Source organism: Flavobacterium alkalisoli (genome assembly GCF_008000935.1).
Taxonomy (GTDB): Bacteria; Bacteroidota; Bacteroidia; order Flavobacteriales; family Flavobacteriaceae; genus Flavobacterium; species Flavobacterium alkalisoli.
In genome coordinates, this window is the sequence record NZ_CP042831.1 from 3,890,713 (window position 1) to 3,912,745 (window position 22,033).

Annotated in this window: 24 protein-coding genes; 15 read left to right on the forward strand and 9 right to left on the reverse strand. The window is 36.9% G+C overall.

Going from position 1 to position 22,033, the window contains the following annotated elements; genetic code table 11:
* Nucleotide 1 precedes the first annotated feature (1 nt).
* From FUA48_RS17765 to FUA48_RS17780, 4 genes are all read left to right on the forward strand, one after another.
* The gene (locus FUA48_RS17765) at nucleotides 2-577 is read left to right on the forward strand and encodes an L-threonylcarbamoyladenylate synthase (RefSeq protein WP_147584840.1); all 576 of its coding nucleotides are present in this window, start codon (nucleotides 2-4) and stop codon (nucleotides 575-577) included.
* Nucleotides 577-2,019 (forward strand): CCA tRNA nucleotidyltransferase, encoded by a 1,443-nt coding sequence (locus FUA48_RS17770; protein WP_147584841.1) that lies wholly within the window; start codon nucleotides 577-579, stop codon nucleotides 2,017-2,019. The genes FUA48_RS17765 and FUA48_RS17770 overlap by 1 nt, the downstream gene beginning before the upstream one ends.
* Before the next feature lie 107 nt (nucleotides 2,020-2,126).
* Nucleotides 2,127-3,167, forward strand: coding sequence for a COX15/CtaA family protein (locus FUA48_RS17775; RefSeq protein ID WP_147584842.1), 1,041 nt, complete (start codon nucleotides 2,127-2,129; stop codon nucleotides 3,165-3,167).
* Between the two features lie 111 nt (nucleotides 3,168-3,278).
* Nucleotides 3,279-3,461 carry a CsbD family protein gene (locus FUA48_RS17780; RefSeq protein WP_147584843.1) on the forward strand — a complete coding sequence of 61 codons (183 nt, stop codon included), beginning with the start codon at nucleotides 3,279-3,281 and terminating at the stop codon, nucleotides 3,459-3,461.
* Between the two features lie 84 nt (nucleotides 3,462-3,545).
* Here the strand turns inward: FUA48_RS17780 and FUA48_RS17785 are convergent, their stop codons facing one another.
* From FUA48_RS17785 to FUA48_RS17820, 8 genes are all read right to left on the reverse strand, one after another.
* Entirely contained in the window at nucleotides 3,546-4,301 is a 756-nt protein-coding gene (locus FUA48_RS17785; protein ID WP_147584844.1) for a LytR/AlgR family response regulator transcription factor, read from the reverse strand.
* 36 nt (nucleotides 4,302-4,337) lie between these two features.
* The gene (locus FUA48_RS17790) at nucleotides 4,338-4,664 is read right to left on the reverse strand and encodes a 2TM domain-containing protein (protein WP_147584845.1); all 327 of its coding nucleotides are present in this window, start codon (nucleotides 4,662-4,664) and stop codon (nucleotides 4,338-4,340) included.
* A gap of 8 nt (nucleotides 4,665-4,672) precedes the next feature.
* Nucleotides 4,673-4,978, reverse strand: a complete 306-nt coding sequence (locus tag FUA48_RS17795) for a 2TM domain-containing protein (RefSeq protein ID WP_147584846.1) — start codon at nucleotides 4,976-4,978, stop codon at nucleotides 4,673-4,675.
* Between the two features lie 2 nt (nucleotides 4,979-4,980).
* Nucleotides 4,981-5,298: a 2TM domain-containing protein gene (locus FUA48_RS17800; protein ID WP_147584847.1), complete on the reverse strand. Its 318-nt coding sequence runs from the start codon at nucleotides 5,296-5,298 to the stop codon at nucleotides 4,981-4,983.
* A 2-nt stretch (nucleotides 5,299-5,300) separates the two neighbouring features.
* Nucleotides 5,301-5,624 carry a 2TM domain-containing protein gene (locus tag FUA48_RS17805; RefSeq protein WP_147584848.1) on the reverse strand — a complete coding sequence of 108 codons (324 nt, stop codon included), beginning with the start codon at nucleotides 5,622-5,624 and terminating at the stop codon, nucleotides 5,301-5,303.
* Complete coding sequence (locus FUA48_RS17810; protein WP_147584849.1) at nucleotides 5,615-6,961, reverse strand: 2TM domain-containing protein; 1,347 nt, start codon at nucleotides 6,959-6,961, stop codon at nucleotides 5,615-5,617. Before FUA48_RS17810 ends, FUA48_RS17805 begins: the two co-directional genes overlap by 10 nt.
* A complete protein-coding gene (locus FUA48_RS17815) occupies nucleotides 6,945-7,235 on the reverse strand; it encodes a hypothetical protein (protein WP_147584850.1) in 291 nt (96 codons plus the stop codon). Before FUA48_RS17815 ends, FUA48_RS17810 begins: the two co-directional genes overlap by 17 nt.
* A 162-nt stretch (nucleotides 7,236-7,397) precedes the next feature.
* Nucleotides 7,398-8,021: a hypothetical protein gene (locus FUA48_RS17820; RefSeq protein WP_147584851.1), complete on the reverse strand. Its 624-nt coding sequence runs from the start codon at nucleotides 8,019-8,021 to the stop codon at nucleotides 7,398-7,400.
* 198 nt (nucleotides 8,022-8,219) lie between these two features.
* Here FUA48_RS17820 and FUA48_RS17825 point away from each other — a divergent pair, with 198 nt between their 5' ends.
* Nucleotides 8,220-8,741: an STM3941 family protein gene (locus tag FUA48_RS17825; protein ID WP_147584852.1), complete on the forward strand. Its 522-nt coding sequence runs from the start codon at nucleotides 8,220-8,222 to the stop codon at nucleotides 8,739-8,741.
* A 1-nt stretch (nucleotide 8,742) separates the two neighbouring features.
* Nucleotides 8,743-9,237: a hypothetical protein gene (locus FUA48_RS17830; protein WP_147584853.1), complete on the forward strand. Its 495-nt coding sequence runs from the start codon at nucleotides 8,743-8,745 to the stop codon at nucleotides 9,235-9,237.
* Here the strand turns inward: FUA48_RS17830 and FUA48_RS17835 are convergent, their stop codons facing one another.
* A complete protein-coding gene (locus FUA48_RS17835; RefSeq protein WP_147584854.1) occupies nucleotides 9,238-11,391 on the reverse strand; it encodes a TonB-dependent receptor in 2,154 nt (717 codons plus the stop codon).
* A gap of 164 nt (nucleotides 11,392-11,555) precedes the next feature.
* Here FUA48_RS17835 and FUA48_RS17840 point away from each other — a divergent pair, with 164 nt between their 5' ends.
* The 9 genes from FUA48_RS17840 (at nucleotide 11,556) to FUA48_RS17880 (ending at nucleotide 22,028) form a co-directional block, all read left to right on the forward strand.
* Complete coding sequence (locus tag FUA48_RS17840) at nucleotides 11,556-12,728, forward strand: porin family protein (RefSeq protein ID WP_147584855.1); 1,173 nt, start codon at nucleotides 11,556-11,558, stop codon at nucleotides 12,726-12,728.
* A 73-nt stretch (nucleotides 12,729-12,801) separates the two neighbouring features.
* Nucleotides 12,802-13,179 carry a VOC family protein gene (locus tag FUA48_RS17845; protein ID WP_147584856.1) on the forward strand — a complete coding sequence of 126 codons (378 nt, stop codon included), beginning with the start codon at nucleotides 12,802-12,804 and terminating at the stop codon, nucleotides 13,177-13,179.
* A gap of 2 nt (nucleotides 13,180-13,181) precedes the next feature.
* Nucleotides 13,182-13,571, forward strand: a complete 390-nt coding sequence (gene gloA2 / locus FUA48_RS17850) for an SMU1112c/YaeR family gloxylase I-like metalloprotein (protein WP_147584857.1) — start codon at nucleotides 13,182-13,184, stop codon at nucleotides 13,569-13,571.
* Between the two features lie 107 nt (nucleotides 13,572-13,678).
* A complete protein-coding gene (locus FUA48_RS17855) occupies nucleotides 13,679-14,218 on the forward strand; it encodes a plasmid pRiA4b ORF-3 family protein (RefSeq protein ID WP_147584858.1) in 540 nt (179 codons plus the stop codon).
* Nucleotides 14,219-14,285: 67 nt separating this feature from the next.
* Nucleotides 14,286-15,344, forward strand: a complete 1,059-nt coding sequence (locus FUA48_RS17860) for a nucleoid-associated protein (RefSeq protein WP_129751802.1) — start codon at nucleotides 14,286-14,288, stop codon at nucleotides 15,342-15,344.
* A 140-nt stretch (nucleotides 15,345-15,484) separates the two neighbouring features.
* On the forward strand, nucleotides 15,485-17,368 hold the full coding sequence (locus tag FUA48_RS17865; RefSeq protein WP_147584859.1) for a BamA/TamA family outer membrane protein: 1,884 nt from the start codon (nucleotides 15,485-15,487) through the stop codon (nucleotides 17,366-17,368).
* Nucleotides 17,369-17,453: 85 nt separating this feature from the next.
* A complete protein-coding gene (locus tag FUA48_RS17870) occupies nucleotides 17,454-18,353 on the forward strand; it encodes an ABC transporter ATP-binding protein (protein WP_147584860.1) in 900 nt (299 codons plus the stop codon).
* A gap of 6 nt (nucleotides 18,354-18,359) precedes the next feature.
* Entirely contained in the window at nucleotides 18,360-19,199 is an 840-nt protein-coding gene (locus FUA48_RS17875; RefSeq protein ID WP_147584861.1) for an ABC transporter permease, read from the forward strand.
* Between the two features lie 63 nt (nucleotides 19,200-19,262).
* Nucleotides 19,263-22,028 carry a T9SS type B sorting domain-containing protein gene (locus FUA48_RS17880; RefSeq protein WP_147584862.1) on the forward strand — a complete coding sequence of 922 codons (2,766 nt, stop codon included), beginning with the start codon at nucleotides 19,263-19,265 and terminating at the stop codon, nucleotides 22,026-22,028.
* Nucleotides 22,029-22,033 lie beyond the last annotated feature (5 nt).

Below are 22,033 nucleotides of genomic sequence, written 5' to 3' on the forward strand. Positions count from 1 at the left end.
CATGAGCACAGATAAAATAAATGAAGAGGTACACAATGCCTATGAGGTAATTAAAAACGGAGGTATCATTCTTTACCCTACCGATACCGTATGGGGAATAGGCTGCGATGCTACAAACGAAGAGGCCGTAAAGAAAATATACACCCTAAAGCAGCGTGAGGAAAGCAAAAGTATGATTGTACTTATGAATGGCGAGCGCATGCTTTACAATGTTTTTAATGAAATTCCAGAAGTGGCATGGCAAATACTGGATCTTTCTGATAAGCCCACTACACTTATACTGGATAACCCCAGAAATGTAGCTAAGAATATTATAGCATCAGACAATACTTTAGGCATGCGACTGGTGAAAGAACCGTTTTGCTACAAGCTAATGGAACGCATGAAAAAACCGCTTGTTTCCACTTCTGCTAATATAAGTGGGATGCCAACCCCTAATTCTTTTAAAGAAATAGACCATCATATTTTGGACGGAGTGGACTATATCGTAAATTTGCACCATGATAAAGTTGCCGCAAAGCCTTCTACAATTATCAAGCTTGGCAACGATTTACAGGTAAAAGTGATAAGACCTTAATGGAAAACAATACTTCATACAAAGAAGCTCTAAATAACAGGATATTTGAAATCGCCTCACAGGCCGCTGCTCAACTTAACTTAGAAAGTTATGTAATAGGCGGGTTTGTAAGGGATTTTCTTTTAAAAAGGGATTTTAAAAAAGATATAGATATCGTTGCTGTAGGCAGTGGTATTACACTGGCAAAAGAGATTTCTTCCCTATTGCCTAACACTCCTAAAGTTCAGGTTTTTAAAAACTATGGTACAGCCATGCTTCGTTTTGAAGAAAACAAAGGCGACTTTATAGATATTGAGTTCGTAGGTGCCCGTAAGGAATCTTACAGTAGCGAAAGCCGAAACCCTGTTGTGGAAAACGGCACACTTGAAGACGACCAGAACCGCAGGGACTTTACCATTAATGCACTGGCATTATCACTTAACAAAAATGACTACGGCAGGCTTGTAGATCCTTTTAACGGGATTCAAGACCTTAAGAATAAAATTATACGTACACCTTTAGATCCTGATATTACTTATTCGGATGATCCGTTACGCATGATGCGTGCCATACGCTTTGCCGCACAGCTTAACTTTACGATTGAGGAAGAGTCACTGAAAGCGATAAACAGGAATAAGGAACGTATTAAAATAATATCGGGAGAACGTATTGTAGACGAGCTTAATAAGATTTTGATGGCTCCTGTGCCGTCTATAGGCTTTAAGCTGCTTCATGAAACTGGTTTATTAAACATTATTCTTCCGGAACTTACCGCACTTCAGGGTGTGGAAGAAGTGGAAGGACAAACCCATAAAGACAATTTTTACCACACTCTGGAAGTAGTAGATAATATTGCTCCGAATACTGATGATGTTTGGCTGCGTTGGGCAGCATTACTACATGATATAGGTAAAGCACCAACAAAGAAATTCAGCAAAAAACACGGATGGACATTCCACGGGCATGAATTCCTTGGAGGTAAAATGGTAAAAAGGCTGTTTGAAAGGCTGCATATGCCGCTAAACCACAAAATGAAATATGTGGCTAAAATGGTTATGCTTAGCTCCCGCCCTATTGTACTGGCTCAGGATATTGTAACAGATTCGGCAGTACGCAGATTAATTTTTGATGCCGGTGAAGATGTAGATGATCTAATGACGCTTTGTGCCGCAGACATTACCACTAAAAATGCTCAGAAATTTAAAAAGTACCACAATAACTTTAAGATAGTACGACAAAAAATAGTAGAGGTTGAAGAAAGGGATCATGTACGTAATTTCCAGCCCCCTATATCGGGCGAAGAGATTATGGAAATATTTAACCTGAAACCTTCACGTGAGATAGGCCAGCTTAAGGAAGCCATTAAAGAAGCCATACTGGAAGGAGAAATACCTAACGAGTATCAGGCTGCGCATGACTTTATGATGGCTAAGGCTAAAAAAATGGGGTTAATAAAAAAGTAACTGAGCAGCAGAGTAGCTTCTATACATGATATAGATCATATAAGCCAAACCGTACTAAAAGTAACTTTGCGACTTTGTAAATCAGAAATTTTGAAACTCAAAGAAAAATGAAACTAAACTTTATAAAAACTGCAAAAACTGCCCTGGTATTGGTTTACCTTGTAATTGTGGCAGGTGCTTTAGTACGTATGACAGGTTCGGGTATGGGGTGTCCTGACTGGCCAAGATGTTTTGGCTATTACATACCTCCTACTGATGTTACCGAGCTTAACTGGAGTCCTAACCATGAATTTGGTAAAGGACAGGTTATTATAAAGGATGAGAAACTTTGGGTTGCAAAAGAAACGTTTACTACAGGCGAGAGTTATAACGAAGGTAACTGGGAAGCATACACCAAACACGATTATGCCGAGTTTAACCCTGTGCATACCTGGGTTGAATATATAAACCGTTTAGTTGGGGCATTGGCCGGACTAGCGGTATTTATAATGGCTGTAATGGCAGTAGTAGTCTACAACAAAAAGAAAACAAACATCATACTCCTTTCCTGGATTACCGTATTCCTAATGGGCTTTCAGGCATGGTTAGGCGCTACAGTGGTATATTCAGTACTAAATCCTGTAAAAATTACCATCCATATGGTCATGGCTTTAGTAATTGTGGGTATTATTTTATACATACTGCACAAGGCTAAAGAAAATGCAGGCAGCTTTAAGCAGGACAAACTGTTTAAAACCCTTCTTGTGGTATCAATCATGCTTACCATGATTCAGGTTGTTTTAGGTACACAGGTACGCCAGTTTGTGGACGAGCAGATAAAGTCGTTAGGTTACGACAACATGAACCTGATTCTCAACAGCCCTGAAGTAACCTTCTATATCCACAGGACTTTCTCTTTTGTTGTTTTTGGTGTTAACCTATGGCTATACCTTCGAAACAAAAAGCTTAATCTTGGCTACAGTAAAATAAACTGGGTCATGTTATTGCTGTTGGTTGAAATAGCATCGGGTGTTGCAATGTATTATCTTGACTTTCCGTTCGGCTCTCAAACCATACATTTAGTAACAGCGTCTATACTGTTTGGTATACAGTATTACATTTGGCTGGAAACTACCCGAAAAACGGTTATACCTCAACAGGCAGACTAAGCTTTCACATACTTTTAAGGCAGGGTTAAAGTTGTACTAAACATCTGGTATTAGTAATATTAAGTTGGTAACTTTATACTAAATAAATAAACAACTTAAAATAAAAAAGCTATGCCTAACAAAGAAGAAATGAAAGGGAACTGGAATGAGTTTAAAGGAAAACTTAAACAGAAATATGCCGAACTTACAGATGATGATCTAATGTATGAAGAAGGCAAAGAAGATGAAATGTGGGGGAAGCTCGAAAAGAAATTAGGTAAAGCCAAAAAGGAAATTTTATCGGTTTTTGAGTAACCTTATTTCCCTCTGGGAAACTACACATTTTGAAACTGTTCTGTAATCAGATAATGATTTGCAGAACAGTTTTTTTTTATGGGGTTATCCCAACCATTCCCTAAAATCGTTAACGCGCTCGCGGCTTACAATTACATCATCTTCATTATAGGTATTCAGGACCAGTTTAAGGCGGGAATTGGTATACATCACAATATCTTTAATTGCATTTACCGAAACGATAAACTTACGGCTCACACGATAGAATTTTGATGGATCCAGTTCGCTTTCCAGCTGTTCCAGTGTACCATCAAGAAGATAATCCCTCCCGTCGTTCGTATGGATATAGGTGCCCTTGTTTTCACTATAAAAACATTCGGCATCGTCTATATTGATCATTTTAAGGCGCTGCCCCATTTTTATGGTAAAACGCTTTTTATAGTTCTTTTCAAGAGGATTAACCAGCATCTGTTTTATCTGATTAAAATCAAAAGAAAACTCCTGGCTTGCCGGAATCCTTTCGCGGTACTTGTTTACAGCTACTTCTAAGTCTTCCTCATCTATCGGCTTTAGTAAATAATCTATACTATTAAGCTTAAAGGCTCTAAGCGCATACTCATCATAAGCGGTAGTAAAAATTATCGCACTGCTTATAGGCACAGCATCAAATATTTCAAACGAGAGTCCGTCAGAAAGTTGTATGTCAAGAAATATAAGATCAGGATGTTCGTTATTCTGAAACCAGTCTATTGCTTCCTCTACAGAGTGCAGCATGGTACCTGCTTCCAGATTAAGTTTTTGAAGTTTTCTTTGCAACAGCCTTGCAGCAGGCTTTTCGTCTTCTATAATTAAAACATTCATTGGTTGGCGGTTAATTTGTTATAAAAGATAGTATTGTTACTCCCAGCGGTTTTCTTTTTTAGCCTTCTTATTCTTTTCCAATATTTCATTAAGCTTGCGCTCTTCCCAGTCTGAACCAAAAAAGATAGTAGTCCCAAAAACACTGGCAGCATGAAGCAGTAATCCCATACCCCAAAAAAGGGCAGTACTAAAGGTGCCCCACCGCCAAAAATCCTCACCCGGTTCCATACCAATTGCACGTGATATCAATATAAATGCATTAACAAACAGATAAACGGTAAGGTGCCTGTAAAACCCTTTAATAGATTTTACTTTCTTTTTGGCACGCTCTAACCTTTCTCTTTCTTCAAATGAATTTTCCATAATTAGATTTAAGACTCTTTTTTGTTTTTAGACATTATTTTTTTTATTTGCTTTTCTTCCCAATCTTTTGGCAAAATATATTTTGCTCCAAATACAAATAATCCATGGGCTAATACTGCTGAACCCGCTATAACAATCATGATGAAAAAAGAAGGCTTCCAAAATGTTTTCGGCATCCAGGAGTCGACACACCAAAATATAAAAAACAGGATATTTACTGTTAGGTATATCGCCAGGTGCATGTAAAAACCCTTAATGCTTTCAACCCTTTTGTGCACTTTATCTATCTGCTGTTTTTCAGAGGTATTTTTCATAGCTACTCATATTTTGCACGATCCTGTCTTTCCTTTTCCATGAGTTCCCTCAGTTTTCGATCTTCCCATCCCTTACCTAAAAACGGATTGTAACCAAATACCTCCATAGCATGAAAACCAAGTCCCATTCCCCAGCCTATAAGTGAGAAAAAGAACCATAAAAACTCAGGACTAAATCTAAGGTTTATAAAAATTAGTAACGGCATTATTACTATATAGCAGGTTAGGTGATAATAAAACCCGCGAAGTTCTTTTACTTTCTTTCTGGCTTTTCTGTACAATAGCCTTTCCTGTTCTGATTTGTCATAAAAATTATCCATAACTATTGTTTTTTATAGGATTTCTCTTTTTGTATTAATTCTTTCATTTTTTTCTTCTCCCACTTCTTCCCTAAAAAAGGATAAAAGCCAAATACCTTCATCGCATTTAAAAAGACTCCTAATCCCCAACTGGCTGTTATTATAAAGAACCAGTACAGCAACGGTTTGAAAGTGAGATCCAGCAACACTAGCATGGCAATTATACTTATCAGGTAACAAATAAAATGAATATAAAAAGCTCTTAGATCTCTTACCTTTCTTTTGGTTTTCTGATATAAAACACTATTCTTATCAAATTCGTCGTAATACCTCATACTTACTGCCATTTGTTGGATTTCTCCTTATCTATAAACTCTTTTATCTTTTTCTCCTCCCAGTCCCTTCCTAAAAAAGGCATGAAATTAAACACATTAAAACCGTGAATTACAACACCTAATCCCCAGCCTAAAGCTGGAAATAAAAACCAGTAATAGCCGGGAGAGGTAACATAGTTTAATATACCAAGCCCCGGTATGATAACAAGATAAGACATCAGGTTTCCGTAAAACCCTTTTATATCCTCTACCCTCTTTTGGGCTTTGTAATAATCATTTTCCTCGTCATTGTAATATACCGGTTCCATAATTGACACCTGTTTTGTTAGTACGGGTAAGTATACCCTGAAACATTCTTCGGTTTGCTCTATCTCCATCTTCCTGTTGGTTAATATGGCATAACGATTTACTATATTTTGCAAACCAACGCCTTTCCTATCCTGCAGCACTTCTTTTTTCTGCAGAGTGTTTTCTACCACCAGGTAACCGTCTTTTTCATAAATCTTAATATGCAGCGGCCTTTGGGGGCTCACTACATTATGCTTAATTGTATTTTCCAGTAATAGTTGCAACGATAGCGGTACCACTTTCCCTTCGGGGTTTATCAGCTCGGTTGGAGCATCATAAAACAGACTGTTCTCAAACCTCATCTTTAGAAGGTTCATATATGTTTTTGCAAACGAAAGCTCTTCCTGTACACTTACCACCTCTTTATCCCTTTGTTCCAGTACATAGCGGTATATTTTAGAGAGTGAAGTGGTAAACCGTTGTGCGTTCTCCGGATTTTCCTCTATTAACGAACTTAAAACGTTAAGGCTATTGAAAAGAAAATGCGGGTCTATCTGATTTTTTAAGGTTTCAAACTGTGCCGAGGCTGTACCTGCAATTATCTTTTGCTTTTTTACCTGGTTTTCCTGGTAACGCTTGTAAACATAAAACACATGAAAACCTATATCAACTATCAGGGTTAATATAAAGGCTAAAAAATAGTTTGCTATCTTTTCTTCCTTTATAAATCTTGCCATTGTATACCCCTGCACCACAACATCCTCAAAAACGCGCAGTATAAAAATTATAACCAGAGATACCAAAAGCGAACTGCTTACACCAATCACAAACCTTTTTGCCGTTATAATGCCCTTACCATACTTTCGGTCAAAAAACTTAAACATTAAAGAGTTAACCGTATAAAGACATATGCTATACAGCATAACAAACATAAAGTTTACTAAAAGTGCTCTGTTCCAGGTAAACGATTTACCGTTTGCCATAAGAAATAACAGGACTATAAAAAAAATTATACAGCCCATTATTATTACCCTGAATAACTCTTTAACTAGTAGTTTCATATTGTTTTGCTGTTTCCTTATCCAGTTTATCCTTATAAACCTTTAATAATTGGTATACTGCCGTTAGTATCCAAAATATACTTATAAAAAGTAACCAGTAAACCACTTCTGTTGTCCTTACAATTGCCTTGTTATAATCCTGTAACAGTTCAAGTAGTTTTTCCTGATTGTTTATATCTTCAAGCTCATGCGGGTATCCAAAACTGCCTAATACAGCTGTTGGTGAAAGTGAGAATAAAAGCACGACTAACACTACAGCGGTAATAGTAATCATAACCTGTAAGTTTTTAACACTGTCCCGCAAAGGGTTGCCGGTTTTATGTCTTACTATTTTTGTATATACTATTCCTCCTATAAAAAAAGGCATTATTATCCACACCAAACTTATCTTATCTAATTCCAACATTCTTATTGCCTTATTTTATTATCTATATAACTATTTTTTACACTCTTCTGCTTTTTGTTGTGCCCTGTCCAGTCCCCAGCTAGGGTAAAAAGGTGTTTCCGCCTTAAAGTTAGCAAAAAGAGTTAGAGAACGCTCAATTTCAGCACACATAGGTGTAGTATCCTGACCAAAATAAGCTGCTCCTCCCATGTCAAATTCTGCCGAACAAAACACTACACGCGGGTTATCTGGTGCTGTTTGCTTTGCTTTTGCATAAATCTGTTTTACCGTTGCAGATAGTTTCATTCCGTTTGTCATTGGGTCATAGGCTATCCATGCTGTATGTATCATTGCCTGCATTACCATCAGTTCGGGGTTATCAGGAGAAACAAGTGTTGCCAAATCCTGTGCATCCTGTGCCTTGGTTAATAGGGCGTTTACTTTTTCTTTATCCTTTGTCTGAAACGCATCAATCGTATTTATAAGCGCTACATAGTAATTCGGGATCCAATTGTCTTTTTCTGCTGCAGCTATCCTTTCAAACATTGCCGAAGCTTCTGAATTTTTACCCTGCCCCCAAAGATCGAATGCTTTCTGCATTCCTGTTTCATACTGGCTTTGTGCACTAACCATACTGCTCACAAATAAAACTATAACTGTAATTAATCTAATCATGACTGTTCGTTTTTTAATTAATAATTGTTTGATTTTGATGAGACAAATATCCAAACAAAAACACACCTATTAAAAAGTGTTTTACCGAACTGTAGAATAACGGGGATGAGTTGTTTATTTTAATTAAATTTGGACTCCGGCTATTCCTAAACTTTCCCGAACATATTTGTAAAACGTATTTAAACCTCTAAAAAAACAATGGAAAAGAAAATAATTAAACGTAACAAGACCAAGCTATTCTTTGCCTTTTTGGGTTCGGTACTATTTGTTGCTGCCGGCTTCTATATTTTAGACAAGCCTATGAAACTTATACCCGGACTGGAAAATATAGTGGGCAGTGCAGCTATAGTATTTTTTGGAGCATTATCAGTATTCGCTTTTCTTTTCCTTATGAATAATAAACCTGCGGTTATTGTGGATGAAACCGGAATAACCGATTATTCAACAAATATAGGTGTAGGACATATAAAGTGGGAAGACATTACAGAATTCACTATCAGGAAGGTATTTAATCACCGCTTTATAATAGTACATGTTAAAAATCCTGAGGTATACATTAATAAGGCATCGGGCACTAAAAAATGGTTACGCAAACGCAACAATGCCATGTACGGATCGCCAATAAGTATTCCCGAAAACAATATTAAACACAATATTGACGAGTTATATAATCTTTTCCTTTTGGAATGGGAAATAAGAAACGGGGATAAAATTGCTTAATATGAAAAAGATAGCCGTCCTATTTGGCCTACTGCTACTTGCCGGATGCCAAAAAGAAGAGAAAAAACCAGAAGCGGATTTTGATATGTTTGTGTTTTCTTTTGCTACAGATGCTGCTAACTTCAGTATTAAGTTCACACCCGGAGACAGTATATTTATGAAAACTTCTCCTATAGATTATTTCTATTCTATATTAACAGAAGAGAAAAGGGACTCTGCTCTAGCACTGGTAAAAGAAATAAACTTCAGTAAATATGACGGCGTATACAAAGACTCTGTTGCTGACGGGAGCATATTAAAATTTTACAGGACAAAAAACGATACTGTAAACCATATATTAATTCAGGGAAATAATGGACCCAAAGAGCTATACCAAACAGCCAATAAAATAATTGAATTGCAAAAAGGGCAACGCTGGACTCCCTATGTAGGCAAACAGGACTTTGGCAATATTGATGACATTAAATTACCAAAGCCCTTAAATCCTATTAACTAACTACAAATTATCAAGTTGATTGGTTTTTTTATCATCACTGATGGTCCAAAAGAAGCCTACAAAAAAGAACCTGTCTGCCGGTTGGGTAATGGCCTGTCTTGCAAACTGTCCGTTTAAGTCGGGTGTATTGGCATAATTGTACCCAAACACATTTTCGTAACCCAATACATTTGACACTGAGAAGTACAGTATTTTTTGCGGACTTAATAACCATGCCCAGCTAACACTTAGGTTATTATAGCTTTTGGTCATGCTGTTCATAAACTCGGCTTCGTTTGGATTATCATAAGGTCTGCCTGAGTTGAAGGTATAAGTAACCCCTAATTGCGATCTTAAATCATTTATCCAGTATCTTGTTACTATAGAGAAGTTGTGTTTTGCTACATAGCTTGGCGTAACAGCATACTCATAGTTCCTGTAATCCCTTTCGGTATCAATAAATGAGTACGACAGCATGTAATCGAAGTTTTTAATATTATAACTGTCTCTCCAAAATAAATCTACACCCTTAGCATATCCTTTACCACCGTTATTGTATACTGAGTTGTACATAGGTGTATCAGTATCATATTTAATCAGGTTGCTATAATCTTTATAATAAGCCTCTGCCCTAAACATCCTGCGTTCGTTATTATACAGGTAGTTAAGAATATAATGACTGGTTTTTTCATACTCAAAACCTTTAAAGTTCTTAAGGTAATCTGACATTGGTGTTTGATGAAAATCACCATAAGCTAAAGAGAACTGCCCTCTTTTACCTGCCTTATAAGCTAACGATACACGTGGTTCTACAACCGTTTCATCAACTATTTCAGAATAAGAACCCCTTACCCCTGCTTTAAGCGCCAGGTTTTTAGAGAAAAATATATCGGCTTCGGCATAAGTGGCTGCTATAGAATTGTTGTATCCGCTACTAAAAGTAAAGTTTGTAGACTCTTTATAGTCTTCATTAAAGTCGGTTATAAAGTAGTCGGCACCAAAACTTAATTTAAACCTGCTGCTGAAATTTTTTCTAAGCTTCATTTTAATGTGTGAACTGTTTTCTTTATCCTCCACCATATTACCCGCTGGTTCTACATTGGTGTAACTGTAACCATAGCTAAGTCCTGTTTGTAGCGACCATGCGTTTCCAAGAGTACCGCTGTATGAACTGTTAAGGTAAAAATTGTTGTTTTTTAGGGCTACCCTAACAGGGTTCGGTTCATTAATATCCTTTTGGTTGATATCAAAATCAGAATGATCAAAAGCGGCATATACCTTTAGCATACCGGTATTGAATTTATATCGGTAAACCGTTTCACCCGATAAAGACTGTACAGGTTTATTCCAGTCTATATTTTGAGGTACTATCCACTGATAAGGTTTAAGGTTTATATAATTAGCATTAAAGCTAAGAGAGCTCTTTTCCCATTTTTGGGTATTACCTAAACCAACACCTACTGTCATTAGAGCGATATCGGTTTGTTCCTGCTCCGGTTCTTCAATAGTATTAAGCAACAGTACACTTGAAAGCGCCTCACCAAACTCTGCCGAATAACCACCTGTAGAAAAAGTTATACCTTTAAACAAGAAAGGAGAAAAACGTCCTCTGGTAGGCAGGTTATTGGTTGTAGCTCCATAGGGTTGTGCTACACGTATACCATCTACATAAGTCTGAGTTTCGTTAGCCTCACCCCCTCTTACAAAAAGCCTTCCGTCTTCGCCTACGGTTTGTGTACCCGGTAATGTTTGTAAGGCTGCCACTATATTGCCTGCCGATCCTGCAGTAGTTACAATATCCAAAGGTTTTAAGGCAGTTATTTTACTGTTATCGCCCGCTGCAAATGTACCTGCCGAAATTACTACTGCATCAAGAGTATTTACACCTTCCCGAAGTTTAAATGTTTGTGGCTGGTAGTTTTCAATAGTAATAGCCTGTGTAACTTTTTCAAAAGACAAAAAGGTTATTACCAGTGTCTGGTTCCCCGTTGTAGTGGTTTCAAAAGAAAAGTTACCTGCTTCATCGCTTACTGTCCCGTCATAAGTACCTTCAAGATAAACATTAGCTCCCGGTAGGGGGCTGCCTTTAGTATCCTGCACTGTACCTTTTATTACGTTTTGTGCATTAAGGCTGATTGCTGTAAATAAAAAGAAAAAAATAACTGCTCGTTTCATAACTGATTGATTGTTTTGATGGAGCAAATTTGCAACGGCTTTTACACCTTTCATAATTAATAATACCCAACTGTAATTTTTAAAGGATGAACTGTAATTTCATTTCTTAACAAAATTTTATACTTTCGCCATTATTAACCAACAGCAATTACACAACTACTTTCATGAAAAACTTTTACACCTTACTTTTAGTTCTTACTTCTTTTATTTCCTATTCTCAAATAACCTACAAGCAGGGATACTTCATCAACAACAATGGTGAAAAAACAACATGCCTTATTAAAGACATGGCATGGAAAAACAGCCCTCTTGATTTTGAATACAAACTAGCTGAAAACAGCGAATCAATAACTGCAACCGTAAATGATGTGGCAGAATTTAACGTTGATAACAGCTATAAATTCAAGCGTTTTAATCTGGATATAGAACTGTCAAGTAATTATGTAGATAAACTGGACGTTACATCGGAACCTGCATGGGAAAAGAAAACTCTTTTCTTAAAAGTTCTTCTTGAAGGGGATTTAGATCTTTATCAGTTTGAAGACGGTAACATTGTTAAATATTTTTACAGTGCTGATGATAAACAAACTGCCACACAGCTTTTATATAAAAAATATGTTGTTGACGGTATGATTAAAGAAAACAACAATTATCGTCAACAACTGTTTAACCTAATGCGAGACAGAATAAATACTGTAAACAGGTTTAAAAACATTGATTATAAAAAAAGTTCTCTTACCAAGCTTTTTAGCGAATATAATGGAGAAAGCAATAATAACTATACGCTAAAACACAACAAGAGCAAAATAACCTTAAAATTCACTCCCGCTGTAGGCTTTACTTCTTTCGCATTTAAAAATGCGGTTAATAAAACTTATAATTTTAAAATGGAGCCTTCACAAACTTATTCAATAGGGGCTGAAATGGAATATACACTACCATTTAACAACAATAAATGGAGTTTATTTATTAATCCGTCTTACAACATTTATAACAGTAGCTATAAAAACAGGAACTACAATGTAGAAACCGATTATAAATTTTTGCAGGTACCCATTGGTGTAAGATATAGTATGTTTTTTAACAGCGACTCAAAAGTTTTTATAAACGGATCTTACAATCTTAATTTCTTAACGGGTAACTCTAAGATAACCTACAACAATAGCGAACTGGAAATAGGTAAAAACAGCTCATTTGCTTTTGGTGCAGGATATGGCTTTAAAAACTACAGCATTGAGGCACGTTACATTTTAGATCATAGTATATTAGGTCCTTACACCGTTTGGACTTCCGAATATAATTCTCTAAATGTGATACTGGGTTACCGTTTCTTATAAAGAAAATTATAAAGTACTTTTAATTGTCATACTAAGGCTCTACTTTTATAGCAGAGCCTTAATTTTTTATATTATGAATTTACCTAACAACTATTTACCGGTAATGCCTTATCTAGTACTGGATAAAGCTTACGAATTCATGGAATTTTGCAAATATGTTTTTGGCGCCACAGAACAGATGATAGTTCCCGGGCAGGATGATACAAGGGCAATTATGCACGGCGAACTGAAAATACACGATGCAGTAATTATGTTTGCCAACAGTAATGAAAGTTGGAAACAAAAAGCATCGGGCATGTTTATTTTTGTTTCAAACGTAGATGAGGTTTATAAAAAAGCTCTGGAAGCCAAAAGTACTTCACTACAGCAGCCTGTTAATCAGGATTACGGATATTCGGCAGGGTTTGAAGATCCTTTTGGTAACCATTGGTGGATAACACAGGGAGAATAATTATGCTTAACATTAACCGCATACATCATATCGCCATAATTTGTAGCGATTACCATAAATCAAAACATTTTTACACCAATATACTGGGCTTTACTATTGAAGCCGAAAACTACAGGCAGGAAAGGCAATCGTATAAACTGGATCTCTCACTAAAAGGACAGTATACTATTGAACTTTTTTCTTTCCCTAATCCGCCTGCCAGAGTTTCGCTTCCCGAAGCTGCCGGATTAAGGCATATAGCCTTTGAAACCGATGATATAAACACGGCTGTTAAATGGCTTAACCAAAATGATATAGCGACCGAACCTATTAGGATTGACGAGTTTACGGGGAAAAAATTTACTTTCTTTTCAGACCCTGATAATCTGCCTGTTGAGCTATACGAAAAATAGTTTGCAGGTGGTTTCTAAATATGTATATATCTAAAATTTCTAAAATTCCAAAAAGCAAAATCAGAATTAATGGTTTACCTTTGGGGTTTACAAAAAACACTTAAACTATGGTTTATAAATTCAGAGTAATACTTGATGCTGAGGAAGATATTTTTAGGGATATAGCTATCCTTGAAGAAGATACGCTGGAAGATTTACACAATGCAATTGTTAATGCTTTTGGTTTTGACGGCCTTGAAATGGGCTCTTTTTATACCTGTGATGACGAATGGGCACAGGAAGACGAAATTCCGCTATTTGATGCAGGTGATGTGCCGGGAGAAATGAAAACAATGGCAGATTATCCGCTAAGCTCAATTTTAGATAGTGAGAATACAAAAATCATTTATGTGTATGATTTTTTAAACATGTGGACATTTTTTGTGGAACTGGGTGCTATTGAAGAGCCAGAAAGCGGTGTTGCTTATCCTGAACTTTTATTCTCTCACGGAGAGATGCCTTCTAACGCACCGGATAAAGAGTTTACGGCTGATGAAGATGATATTTACGGAGAGTTTGAGGATGATTTTGATGACGATGATCTTGACATGTTCAACGACGACCAAAGCTTTGACGACATGAGCTTTGATGACGGACAGTGGAATTAAACTAAACAAAATCAAAACAAGAACTCAGGACCTAAGTAACTAAGAATCTAAGCATCTTAATAAAAAAATGATAAACCTTTTTAACACACAAATTGAAACCCTTTCTGTACACAGAGTAGGAAACAAAAGCCGTAACGAAGCTATATTTTTATCAGAACAGCCATATAGCCTGAACGATGAGATAACTCCGCTTTTAAAGGAGTATTTCTTTAAGCCGTTTAGGGATAAAGAGGAAAATTATTTTCAGTTTGCCCATGATGTGGATTTAGATTACCACGACATGTACAACCTTGCTACAGAAATTTTTACTAACCCTAGTGAGGCGCATGAGGTTTCTAAAAAAATAACCAAGCATCTTTTTGAGCAGTCTAACCACCCGCATATTAAAAATGGTGAGGTTTATGTTACTTACCTGACTAACCTTTCTATAGATAATAATGTGGTAGATGCTGTAGCTGTATTTAAAAGCGAAATAAAAACCGACTTCCTTCAGTTTGAAGAAAAAAGCAGCAACCTTGAAATTATACTACAACAGGGTATCAACCTTAACAAGCTTGATAAGGGCTGTATTATCTTTAACTACAAGAAAGAGGAAGGTTATAAAATACTTACTATAGACAGTAACAGGTATGATGCCCGTTATTGGCTGGAGCATTTCCTTTCGGTAGATGCTTTTCAGGATGAGAACTTCATCACTAAGAAGTACCTTAAATTCTGTCAGGATTTTGCTAAAGATGTAGTACTTCCTGCAGAAGACAAGAAAGAGGAAGTAATGTTTATGAACCGTTCTGTAAACTACTTCGCTAAAAACGATGAGTTTGAAGAAACCAACTTCCTTAACGAGGTACTTGATAACCCTGACCTTATACCTGAGTTTAAAAACTACAAAGTAGAAAAGGCGCCAAAATACAGTATTGAGGATGTTACTAACTTCCCTATTGCCAATGCAGCGGTTACCGATGCCCGTAAAAAAATAAAGAACGTTATTAATCTGGATACCAATATCCAGATAAAAATGGACTTTGTGAACCCAGAAAGTGCAGAGAAATTTGTAGAAAAAGGATGGGATGAGGAAAAGCAGATGTACTACTATCTGGTTTACTTTAACAAAGAACAGAAAAGCTAATAACTACAGTTATATTTAAAGAGGCCTTGAGCCTCTTTTTTTATTGTTAAATGAATGGTAAAACATACGGCTGACGGTAATTTTAGCGTTTTATTAGCTTTTAATTTCATAATTTTAATTGTAAACCTTTTCTCAGAAAAATGACCAAAAAATTACGGTTGCTTATTTTTATAACCTTGTTTTTTGTGGCCCTACCTATGGCTGCACAGGTCGTTCCTACACAAGATTCTCTTCCTGCACAAAACGATACCGTTAAGCAAAAAAGAGAGGAAATGTACAAAAGCATACAGGAGTATTCTAAAAAGAGAAAGTTTACAAAATTCATGCACAAGCTTATCTTTCGTCCGGTAAGGGAGCAGGAGGCATCCGGCACACGTAAAAGAACGAAAGAAAACGCTCCAGAGATGCAAAGCTCTTTTGCCAAATACAATGGGAAAACCATACGTAAAATAAAAATAGTAACTCTCGATCCTTTTGGTAACTCCATTACCGATACCCTTAGAAAACCCTCTAACTGGGCCGAAAGAACCGGTAACAACATTCACCTTAAAACAAAAGAAATGACCATCAGAAATCTTTTGCTATTTAAGGAAGGGAAGCCTTTAGACTCACTATTAGTTGAGGAGTCGGAACGTTTAATACGTTCGCAACGCTATACCAGAAGGGTAATTATTACAGCAAAACCAATAAAAGGAAATAGTGAATATGTAGACGTGGAAGTACGGGTACTCGACTCATGGAGTTTAATACCTAACGGATCGGCTTCCTCATCACGCACCTCTTTTGAATTGACCGAGAGAAACTTTTTCGGATTGGGACACGAGTTCAAAAACGAATTTGATAAAGAGTTAAACACCGGACAATCGGCATATTTAGGTCAGTATACCGTACCCAATGTAATGAATACTTACACCAAGCTCCAGGCTACCTATCAAACAAATACTGATGACAGTTATTTAAAGAGATTCAGCCTACAAAGAGAATTTTTCTCGGCCTATACACGCTGGGCAGGAGGCTTTATGTGGGAAGAAAGTCTTGTAAGGGATTCCCTCCCTAACAGTGCCGGTGTTTTTGCCATGCAAAACATGAAATGGGAAGCAAAGGATTTTTGGGGAGGTTATGCCTTTAAGATATTTAAAGGCTTTACCGAAGAAGACAGAACCACAAATCTTGTAACAACCGCCAGGGTATATAACAGGCAGTATAAGGAAAAGCCTTTTTTTCAATATGACTCGGTAGGTTACTACGGTAACGAAAAGCTTTACATGGCAAGTGTCGGTTTAACATCCCGTAAATTCGTTCAGGATAAATTCCTTTTTAACTATGATATTGTGGAGGATATTCCCATTGGCCGTACCTACTCCTTTACCGGAGGTATGCAGGATAAAAACAAGCAACGAAGAGTTTATCTGGGTGGACGATATGCCTTTGGTAACTATTACAAATGGGGATACATGAGTATTAATGCTGAAGTAGGCTCTTTTTTCTATAAAGACAAAACACAGGAAACCTCACTGCGGTTCGATTTGCTTTATTTTACCAATATGAAACAGTGGGGTAATTGGCGCTTTAGGCATTTTATACAGCCAATATTGGTTTTTGGTGATAACAGGGCAGCAATTATTAAAGATCAGCTAAACCTTAGCGGTGATGGCGCCATCCCCGACTTTAACAGCACTACCCCATTGGGCACTAAAAAGTTAACCATAAAGCTGCAAACCCAGAGTTATGCTCCTTGGGATGTTTTTGGCTTCAGGCTTAACCCTTTTGCTAATTTTACAATGGGTGTAATTGGTGATGAAGGGCATAACCTTTATCAAAGTAAAGTGTATACCCAGTTTGGTATAGGCCTGCTTATAACTAATGACTACCTTGTATTTAACAGCTTCCAGCTTTCATTAGCTTTCTATCCTACCATACCGGGTAGCGGGGACAATATTTTTAAAACCAACAGTTTTAAAAACAATGATATAATGCTTCCGGACTTCCAGATTGGCGAACCTAAGGTGGTTCCTTATCAATAAACATTTTGTTAAAAAAGTTTAACTTTAGGGGTAACAAAAAAGTAAACAGTTCGTCATATTAACAATAACCCTAAAACAGGAGCTTTTGGAAACTATACTGACCATCAATAATCTTGATAAGAAATTCGGGAGGGTACATGCGGTAAATAACGTGACCTTTGATATTAAAAAAGGAAACGTTTATGGCATACTTGGCCCTAACGGAAGTGGTAAATCTACCACGCTTGGTATAATACTTAACGTTGTAAATGCAACCTCAGGCAACTACAGTTGGTTTGGCGGTAATATGGAAACCCACGATGCTCTTAAAAAGGTAGGTGCAATTATAGAAAGGCCTAATTTTTACCCTTACATGTCGGCTTACGAAAACCTAAAGCTGGTTTGTAAAATCAAGGGAGCCCCTATTGAAAAAATTGACGAAAAACTGGCTCTTGTTGATCTGCTGGACAGGAAAGACAGTAAGTTTAAAACTTTCTCACTGGGTATGAAACAAAGGCTGGCTATTGCCTCTGCCCTGCTTAACGATCCAGAAATACTTATACTTGATGAACCTACAAATGGGCTTGACCCTCAGGGTATCCGTCAGATTAGGGATATAATAAGGCATATCGCCTCATTAGGCACAACCATACTTTTGGCTTCTCACCTTTTAGATGAAGTGGAAAAGGTTTGTACCCATGTTGTTGTTTTAAGGAAAGGTGTTGTTTTATATACCGGAACGGTAAACGGAATGATATCTAATGAAGGCTTCTTTGAGTTGCAGGCAAATGATAACTTAAAACTGCAAAACATACTTATGCAGCACAATGCTGTAGACAAGATTGAAGAAAATGAAGGAAAACTTATGGTTTATCTTAAAGCTCCATTGGAAGCGGCAGAGCTTAACAGACATTTGGTAGGACATAATATTTACCTTAATCATTTAGTAAAACGCCAGTACAGCCTGGAAGAACAATTCCTTCAATTAACATCACCTTCAAAATAAGCCCCTATGAAACGACTTTTAACCATAGAACTACAAAAACTCTGGAAAAACAGATCCAGTAAAGTACTTATAATAACCTATTTTGTACTACTAAGTTTCTTAGCATTTATATCAAGTATTAAGCTAACCCTTTTTGGTGCTGAGTTTAAACTGGCTGATCAGGGAGTATTTGACTTTCCTTATATATGGCATTTTAATTTCTTTATAGCCGCACTGCTTAAAATTTTCCTTGCGCTTATAATTGTATCCATGATGTCTAATGAATATACTTATGGAACACTAAAGCAAAACCTTATAGACGGATTAAGTAAAAAGGAATTCCTTACCTCAAAGGTACTAACCGTATTATTATTTTCTGCGATTTCTACCCTATTTGTATTTATTGTTACCATACTTCTGGGATATAGCTTTTCTTCTTATAACGAGGCTTCCATAGTATTTTCAGAAATGGGTTATGTATTCACTTATTTCTTAAAGTTGGTAGCATTCTTCTGTTTCTGTCTTTTTGCGGGAGTACTTATAAAACGTTCGGCATTTGCAATCGGTTTTATAGCGCTGTGGTATGTTATCGAAAAAATAATCCATTTTTCTTTAATGAAATGGTTCTTTAGCGATGATAAATCAATTCAGACTGCTATTAATTTTTTACCTCTAGAGTCCATGTATAACCTCATAAAGGAGCCATTTACCAAGTTTAAGGCATATAAGGCTATTGAAGGACAGGTAAGCGGGGGCATAAACGAACGTTTCTACGGTGTACATTGGTATGAAATTGTTATAGTTTTAGCATGGATTGCCATATTTATAACATTATCCTATAAGATTTTGAAAAAGAGAGATTTATAACATAAACAGCAGGAACGTTTTATAAATTTTATATAAATTTACCAAAAGCTTAACATTCCTGCTGTGAAATTGAAATTTACATATTTTTTAATCTTTCTTTTTAATATTACCGTTTGGGCACAAAGCGATTGCCCCGACGCGATTATGGTATGTGGTGGTATGGACTATTATGGGCTTACTGCCGAGGGTGTTGGCAACATAATGGAGCTTAGTACCGCCACTAACGATTGTCACAGTCAGGAACATCACAGCGTTTGGTTTAAAATTCAGATAAAGGACGGAGGTACGTTAGGCTTTATACTTACTCCGGAGAGTTCTGACCTCGTTGTGGATTTTGATTTCTGGTTCTTTGGCCCTAATCTTGAATGTGGTAACCTGGGAGACCCTATACGATGCTCTACAACAAACCCTAACGCTGCCGGCCTAACCTATAACACAACAGGGATGAATGAAACGGAAATCGATGTTTCTGAAGGTCCCAATGAAGATGGTAATGCGTTTATACAATGGGTAGATGTTGAGGACGACGATATTTACTACCTCGTGGTAGACCGCCCGCACGGCTTTAGTAATTTTTCTATAGAATGGACAGGAACCGCTACCTTTCACGAGGTTCCGGTTTTTTTAAATCCAGATAATATCCCTTTAGACATTGTTCAATGTGATGGTGATGATGGTGTATATGACCAGTCGGTAACATTTGATTTAACCGTTTATGAAGAAATGTTTATAGGAGACCAGACGGATGTTGAGCTTACCTATCACACCAGCCTTAACGATATGACATTAGGTGAAAACCCTATGGCTAATCCCTCTGAATTTTTTAGTGATGTTCCAACACAAACCGTTTATTTAAGGATGACCAATCCTATAACCGGGTGTTATGATGTATTGACGTTTGATGTTGAAATACCTGTAATAAGTGGAAGCTCTGAAGACATAACACTTTGTGACACAAATGAGAATGGTATACAGGAATTTGATTTATCGGTTAATGATGATGGTATTACAGGAGGTGATCCCGATTATACGGTAACTTATTATACATCTCAGGAAGATGCCGAGAACAATACCGGAGCCATAGGCCCGTTTTACGAAAATCAGGTTCCCTATGAAGACGAAGTTATTTGGGCCAGGCTAAACAAAACCGGAGAAAGTTGCTTTGACCTATCTTCATTTACTATAAGCATATATACTTTTGAAATGCCTCCATCACAAATCACTTTGTGTGATAATGACGGTATAGACGATGGCTTAACAAATTTTGACCTCACCATTAACGAAGATAATCTTTCCGGCGGAGCAACCAATGCTTCATTTGTCTATTATGCATCAGCAACTGCTTTGCAAAATAATAATCCTATAGCAAACCCTTCTAACTACACTAACACTTCAAATCCGCAAACAGTATATGTAAGGATGACTAATACCGATACCGGATGTTTTGCAACACAGTCATTTATCATAAATACATCATCAGTAACAGCAGGTACACCTCAAAATCTTATGTTATGTGATGATAATGTTGACGGCTTTCAGTTATTTGATTTAAGTATAAACCAAAACCTTATTCAAAACGGAGATACAAATACTGTAGTAAGTTACCACACAACTCAGCAAAATGCCCTAAACGGTGTAAATCCTATAACCAGCCCTTACCAAAACACTCTGGCCTATACCATCCAGACAATATGGGTTAGACTACAAAGAACAAACAATCCTGACTGTTTCGACATCACGTCATTTACCATAAGCATTATTCCACTACCTGTATTTAATAATCCGGATAACATCGTTTTAGATTTGAATCAGTGTGATGATGACGGTGTAGACGACCAGTCTAACGAGTTTGACCTCACTGCTCACGAAAATATGTTTACAGGCAATCAAACCGATCTTGTTTTCTCCTACTATGAAAGTATGGATGACCTTAACGACGGAAATGCGATTGCAAATCCGCAGGCTTATGCTAATACTGTCAATCCGCAAACTATATATATACAGATATACAATACAGTAACCGGATGCTATAGTTTACCCGAAAGTTTTGAAATAGAAATTATAAATCCTGTTGTTGCAGGAGAGCCAGAAGATTTATGGCTATGTGACAGTGATGAAGACGGTTTTCAGCTATTTACATTAAGCCTTAACGATGAGCTCATAAAAAATAGCGAGCCATTTAGGACTGTAACTTATTATGCCTCCCTTGAAGATGCACAAAATGAAACCAACCCTCTTAACGACATACATCAAAACAGTGTTCCTTATACAGGACAAACCATTTGGGCAAGGCTGGAAAGCACCAATGGCTGTTTAGGCTACGACATTGTATCCTTTACTATTAGTGTACCGCATTTACCGGATATTGACTACACCATAAGAATAGAAGATTTTACAACACATGACAATGCAATAGCTGTTGATATTGCCAATTGGGAAAACTTTGAATATTCACTGGACGGAATAAACTATATAGACATGCCTCATTTTGGCAATCTTATACCTGGTGTTTATACCATTTATATACGTTCTAAGGATGGTTGTAGTGAGGTTAGCGAAGAGGTTGTTATACTTAACTATCCTAAGTTTTTTACACCTAACGGAGACGGTATACATGAAACCTGGCAGGTTTTCTTTATCTATTTCCTTCCTAAATCTAAAATCTCCATATTCGACCGTTATGGTAAACTGGTAAGCAGCTTTTGGGGAGACAGTATCGGTTGGGACGGCATGTATAACGGCAGACCGCTACCATCTACAGATTACTGGTTTTTACTTGAACTTGAAGACGGAAGAAACATAAGAGGACATTTTGCTATGGTCAGGTAAGTTTT

Coding starts and splice junctions, on each gene's coding strand:
- FUA48_RS17860 (WP_129751802.1), top strand. CDS start 14,286: ATGATAAACCTTTTTAACACACAAATTGAAACCCTTTCTGTACACAGA.
- FUA48_RS17805 (WP_147584848.1), bottom strand. CDS start 5,624: ATGGCAGTAAGTATGAGGTATTACGACGAATTTGATAAGAATAGTGTT.
- FUA48_RS17835 (WP_147584854.1), bottom strand. CDS start 11,391: ATGAAACGAGCAGTTATTTTTTTCTTTTTATTTACAGCAATCAGCCTT.
- FUA48_RS17820 (WP_147584851.1), bottom strand. CDS start 8,021: ATGATTAGATTAATTACAGTTATAGTTTTATTTGTGAGCAGTATGGTT.
- FUA48_RS17840 (WP_147584855.1), top strand. CDS start 11,556: ATGAAAAACTTTTACACCTTACTTTTAGTTCTTACTTCTTTTATTTCC.
- FUA48_RS17800 (WP_147584847.1), bottom strand. CDS start 5,298: ATGGATAATTTTTATGACAAATCAGAACAGGAAAGGCTATTGTACAGA.
- FUA48_RS17765 (WP_147584840.1), top strand. CDS start 2: ATGAGCACAGATAAAATAAATGAAGAGGTACACAATGCCTATGAGGTA.
- FUA48_RS17770 (WP_147584841.1), top strand. CDS start 577: ATGGAAAACAATACTTCATACAAAGAAGCTCTAAATAACAGGATATTT.
- FUA48_RS17845 (WP_147584856.1), top strand. CDS start 12,802: ATGAATTTACCTAACAACTATTTACCGGTAATGCCTTATCTAGTACTG.
- FUA48_RS17795 (WP_147584846.1), bottom strand. CDS start 4,978: ATGAAAAATACCTCTGAAAAACAGCAGATAGATAAAGTGCACAAAAGG.
- FUA48_RS17830 (WP_147584853.1), top strand. CDS start 8,743: ATGAAAAAGATAGCCGTCCTATTTGGCCTACTGCTACTTGCCGGATGC.
- gloA2 (WP_147584857.1), top strand. CDS start 13,182: ATGCTTAACATTAACCGCATACATCATATCGCCATAATTTGTAGCGAT.
- FUA48_RS17875 (WP_147584861.1), top strand. CDS start 18,360: ATGAAACGACTTTTAACCATAGAACTACAAAAACTCTGGAAAAACAGA.
- FUA48_RS17855 (WP_147584858.1), top strand. CDS start 13,679: ATGGTTTATAAATTCAGAGTAATACTTGATGCTGAGGAAGATATTTTT.
- FUA48_RS17775 (WP_147584842.1), top strand. CDS start 2,127: ATGAAACTAAACTTTATAAAAACTGCAAAAACTGCCCTGGTATTGGTT.
- FUA48_RS17785 (WP_147584844.1), bottom strand. CDS start 4,301: ATGAATGTTTTAATTATAGAAGACGAAAAGCCTGCTGCAAGGCTGTTG.
- FUA48_RS17780 (WP_147584843.1), top strand. CDS start 3,279: ATGCCTAACAAAGAAGAAATGAAAGGGAACTGGAATGAGTTTAAAGGA.
- FUA48_RS17865 (WP_147584859.1), top strand. CDS start 15,485: ATGACCAAAAAATTACGGTTGCTTATTTTTATAACCTTGTTTTTTGTG.
- FUA48_RS17790 (WP_147584845.1), bottom strand. CDS start 4,664: ATGGAAAATTCATTTGAAGAAAGAGAAAGGTTAGAGCGTGCCAAAAAG.
- FUA48_RS17815 (WP_147584850.1), bottom strand. CDS start 7,235: ATGATTACTATTACCGCTGTAGTGTTAGTCGTGCTTTTATTCTCACTT.
- FUA48_RS17810 (WP_147584849.1), bottom strand. CDS start 6,961: ATGAAACTACTAGTTAAAGAGTTATTCAGGGTAATAATAATGGGCTGT.
- FUA48_RS17825 (WP_147584852.1), top strand. CDS start 8,220: ATGGAAAAGAAAATAATTAAACGTAACAAGACCAAGCTATTCTTTGCC.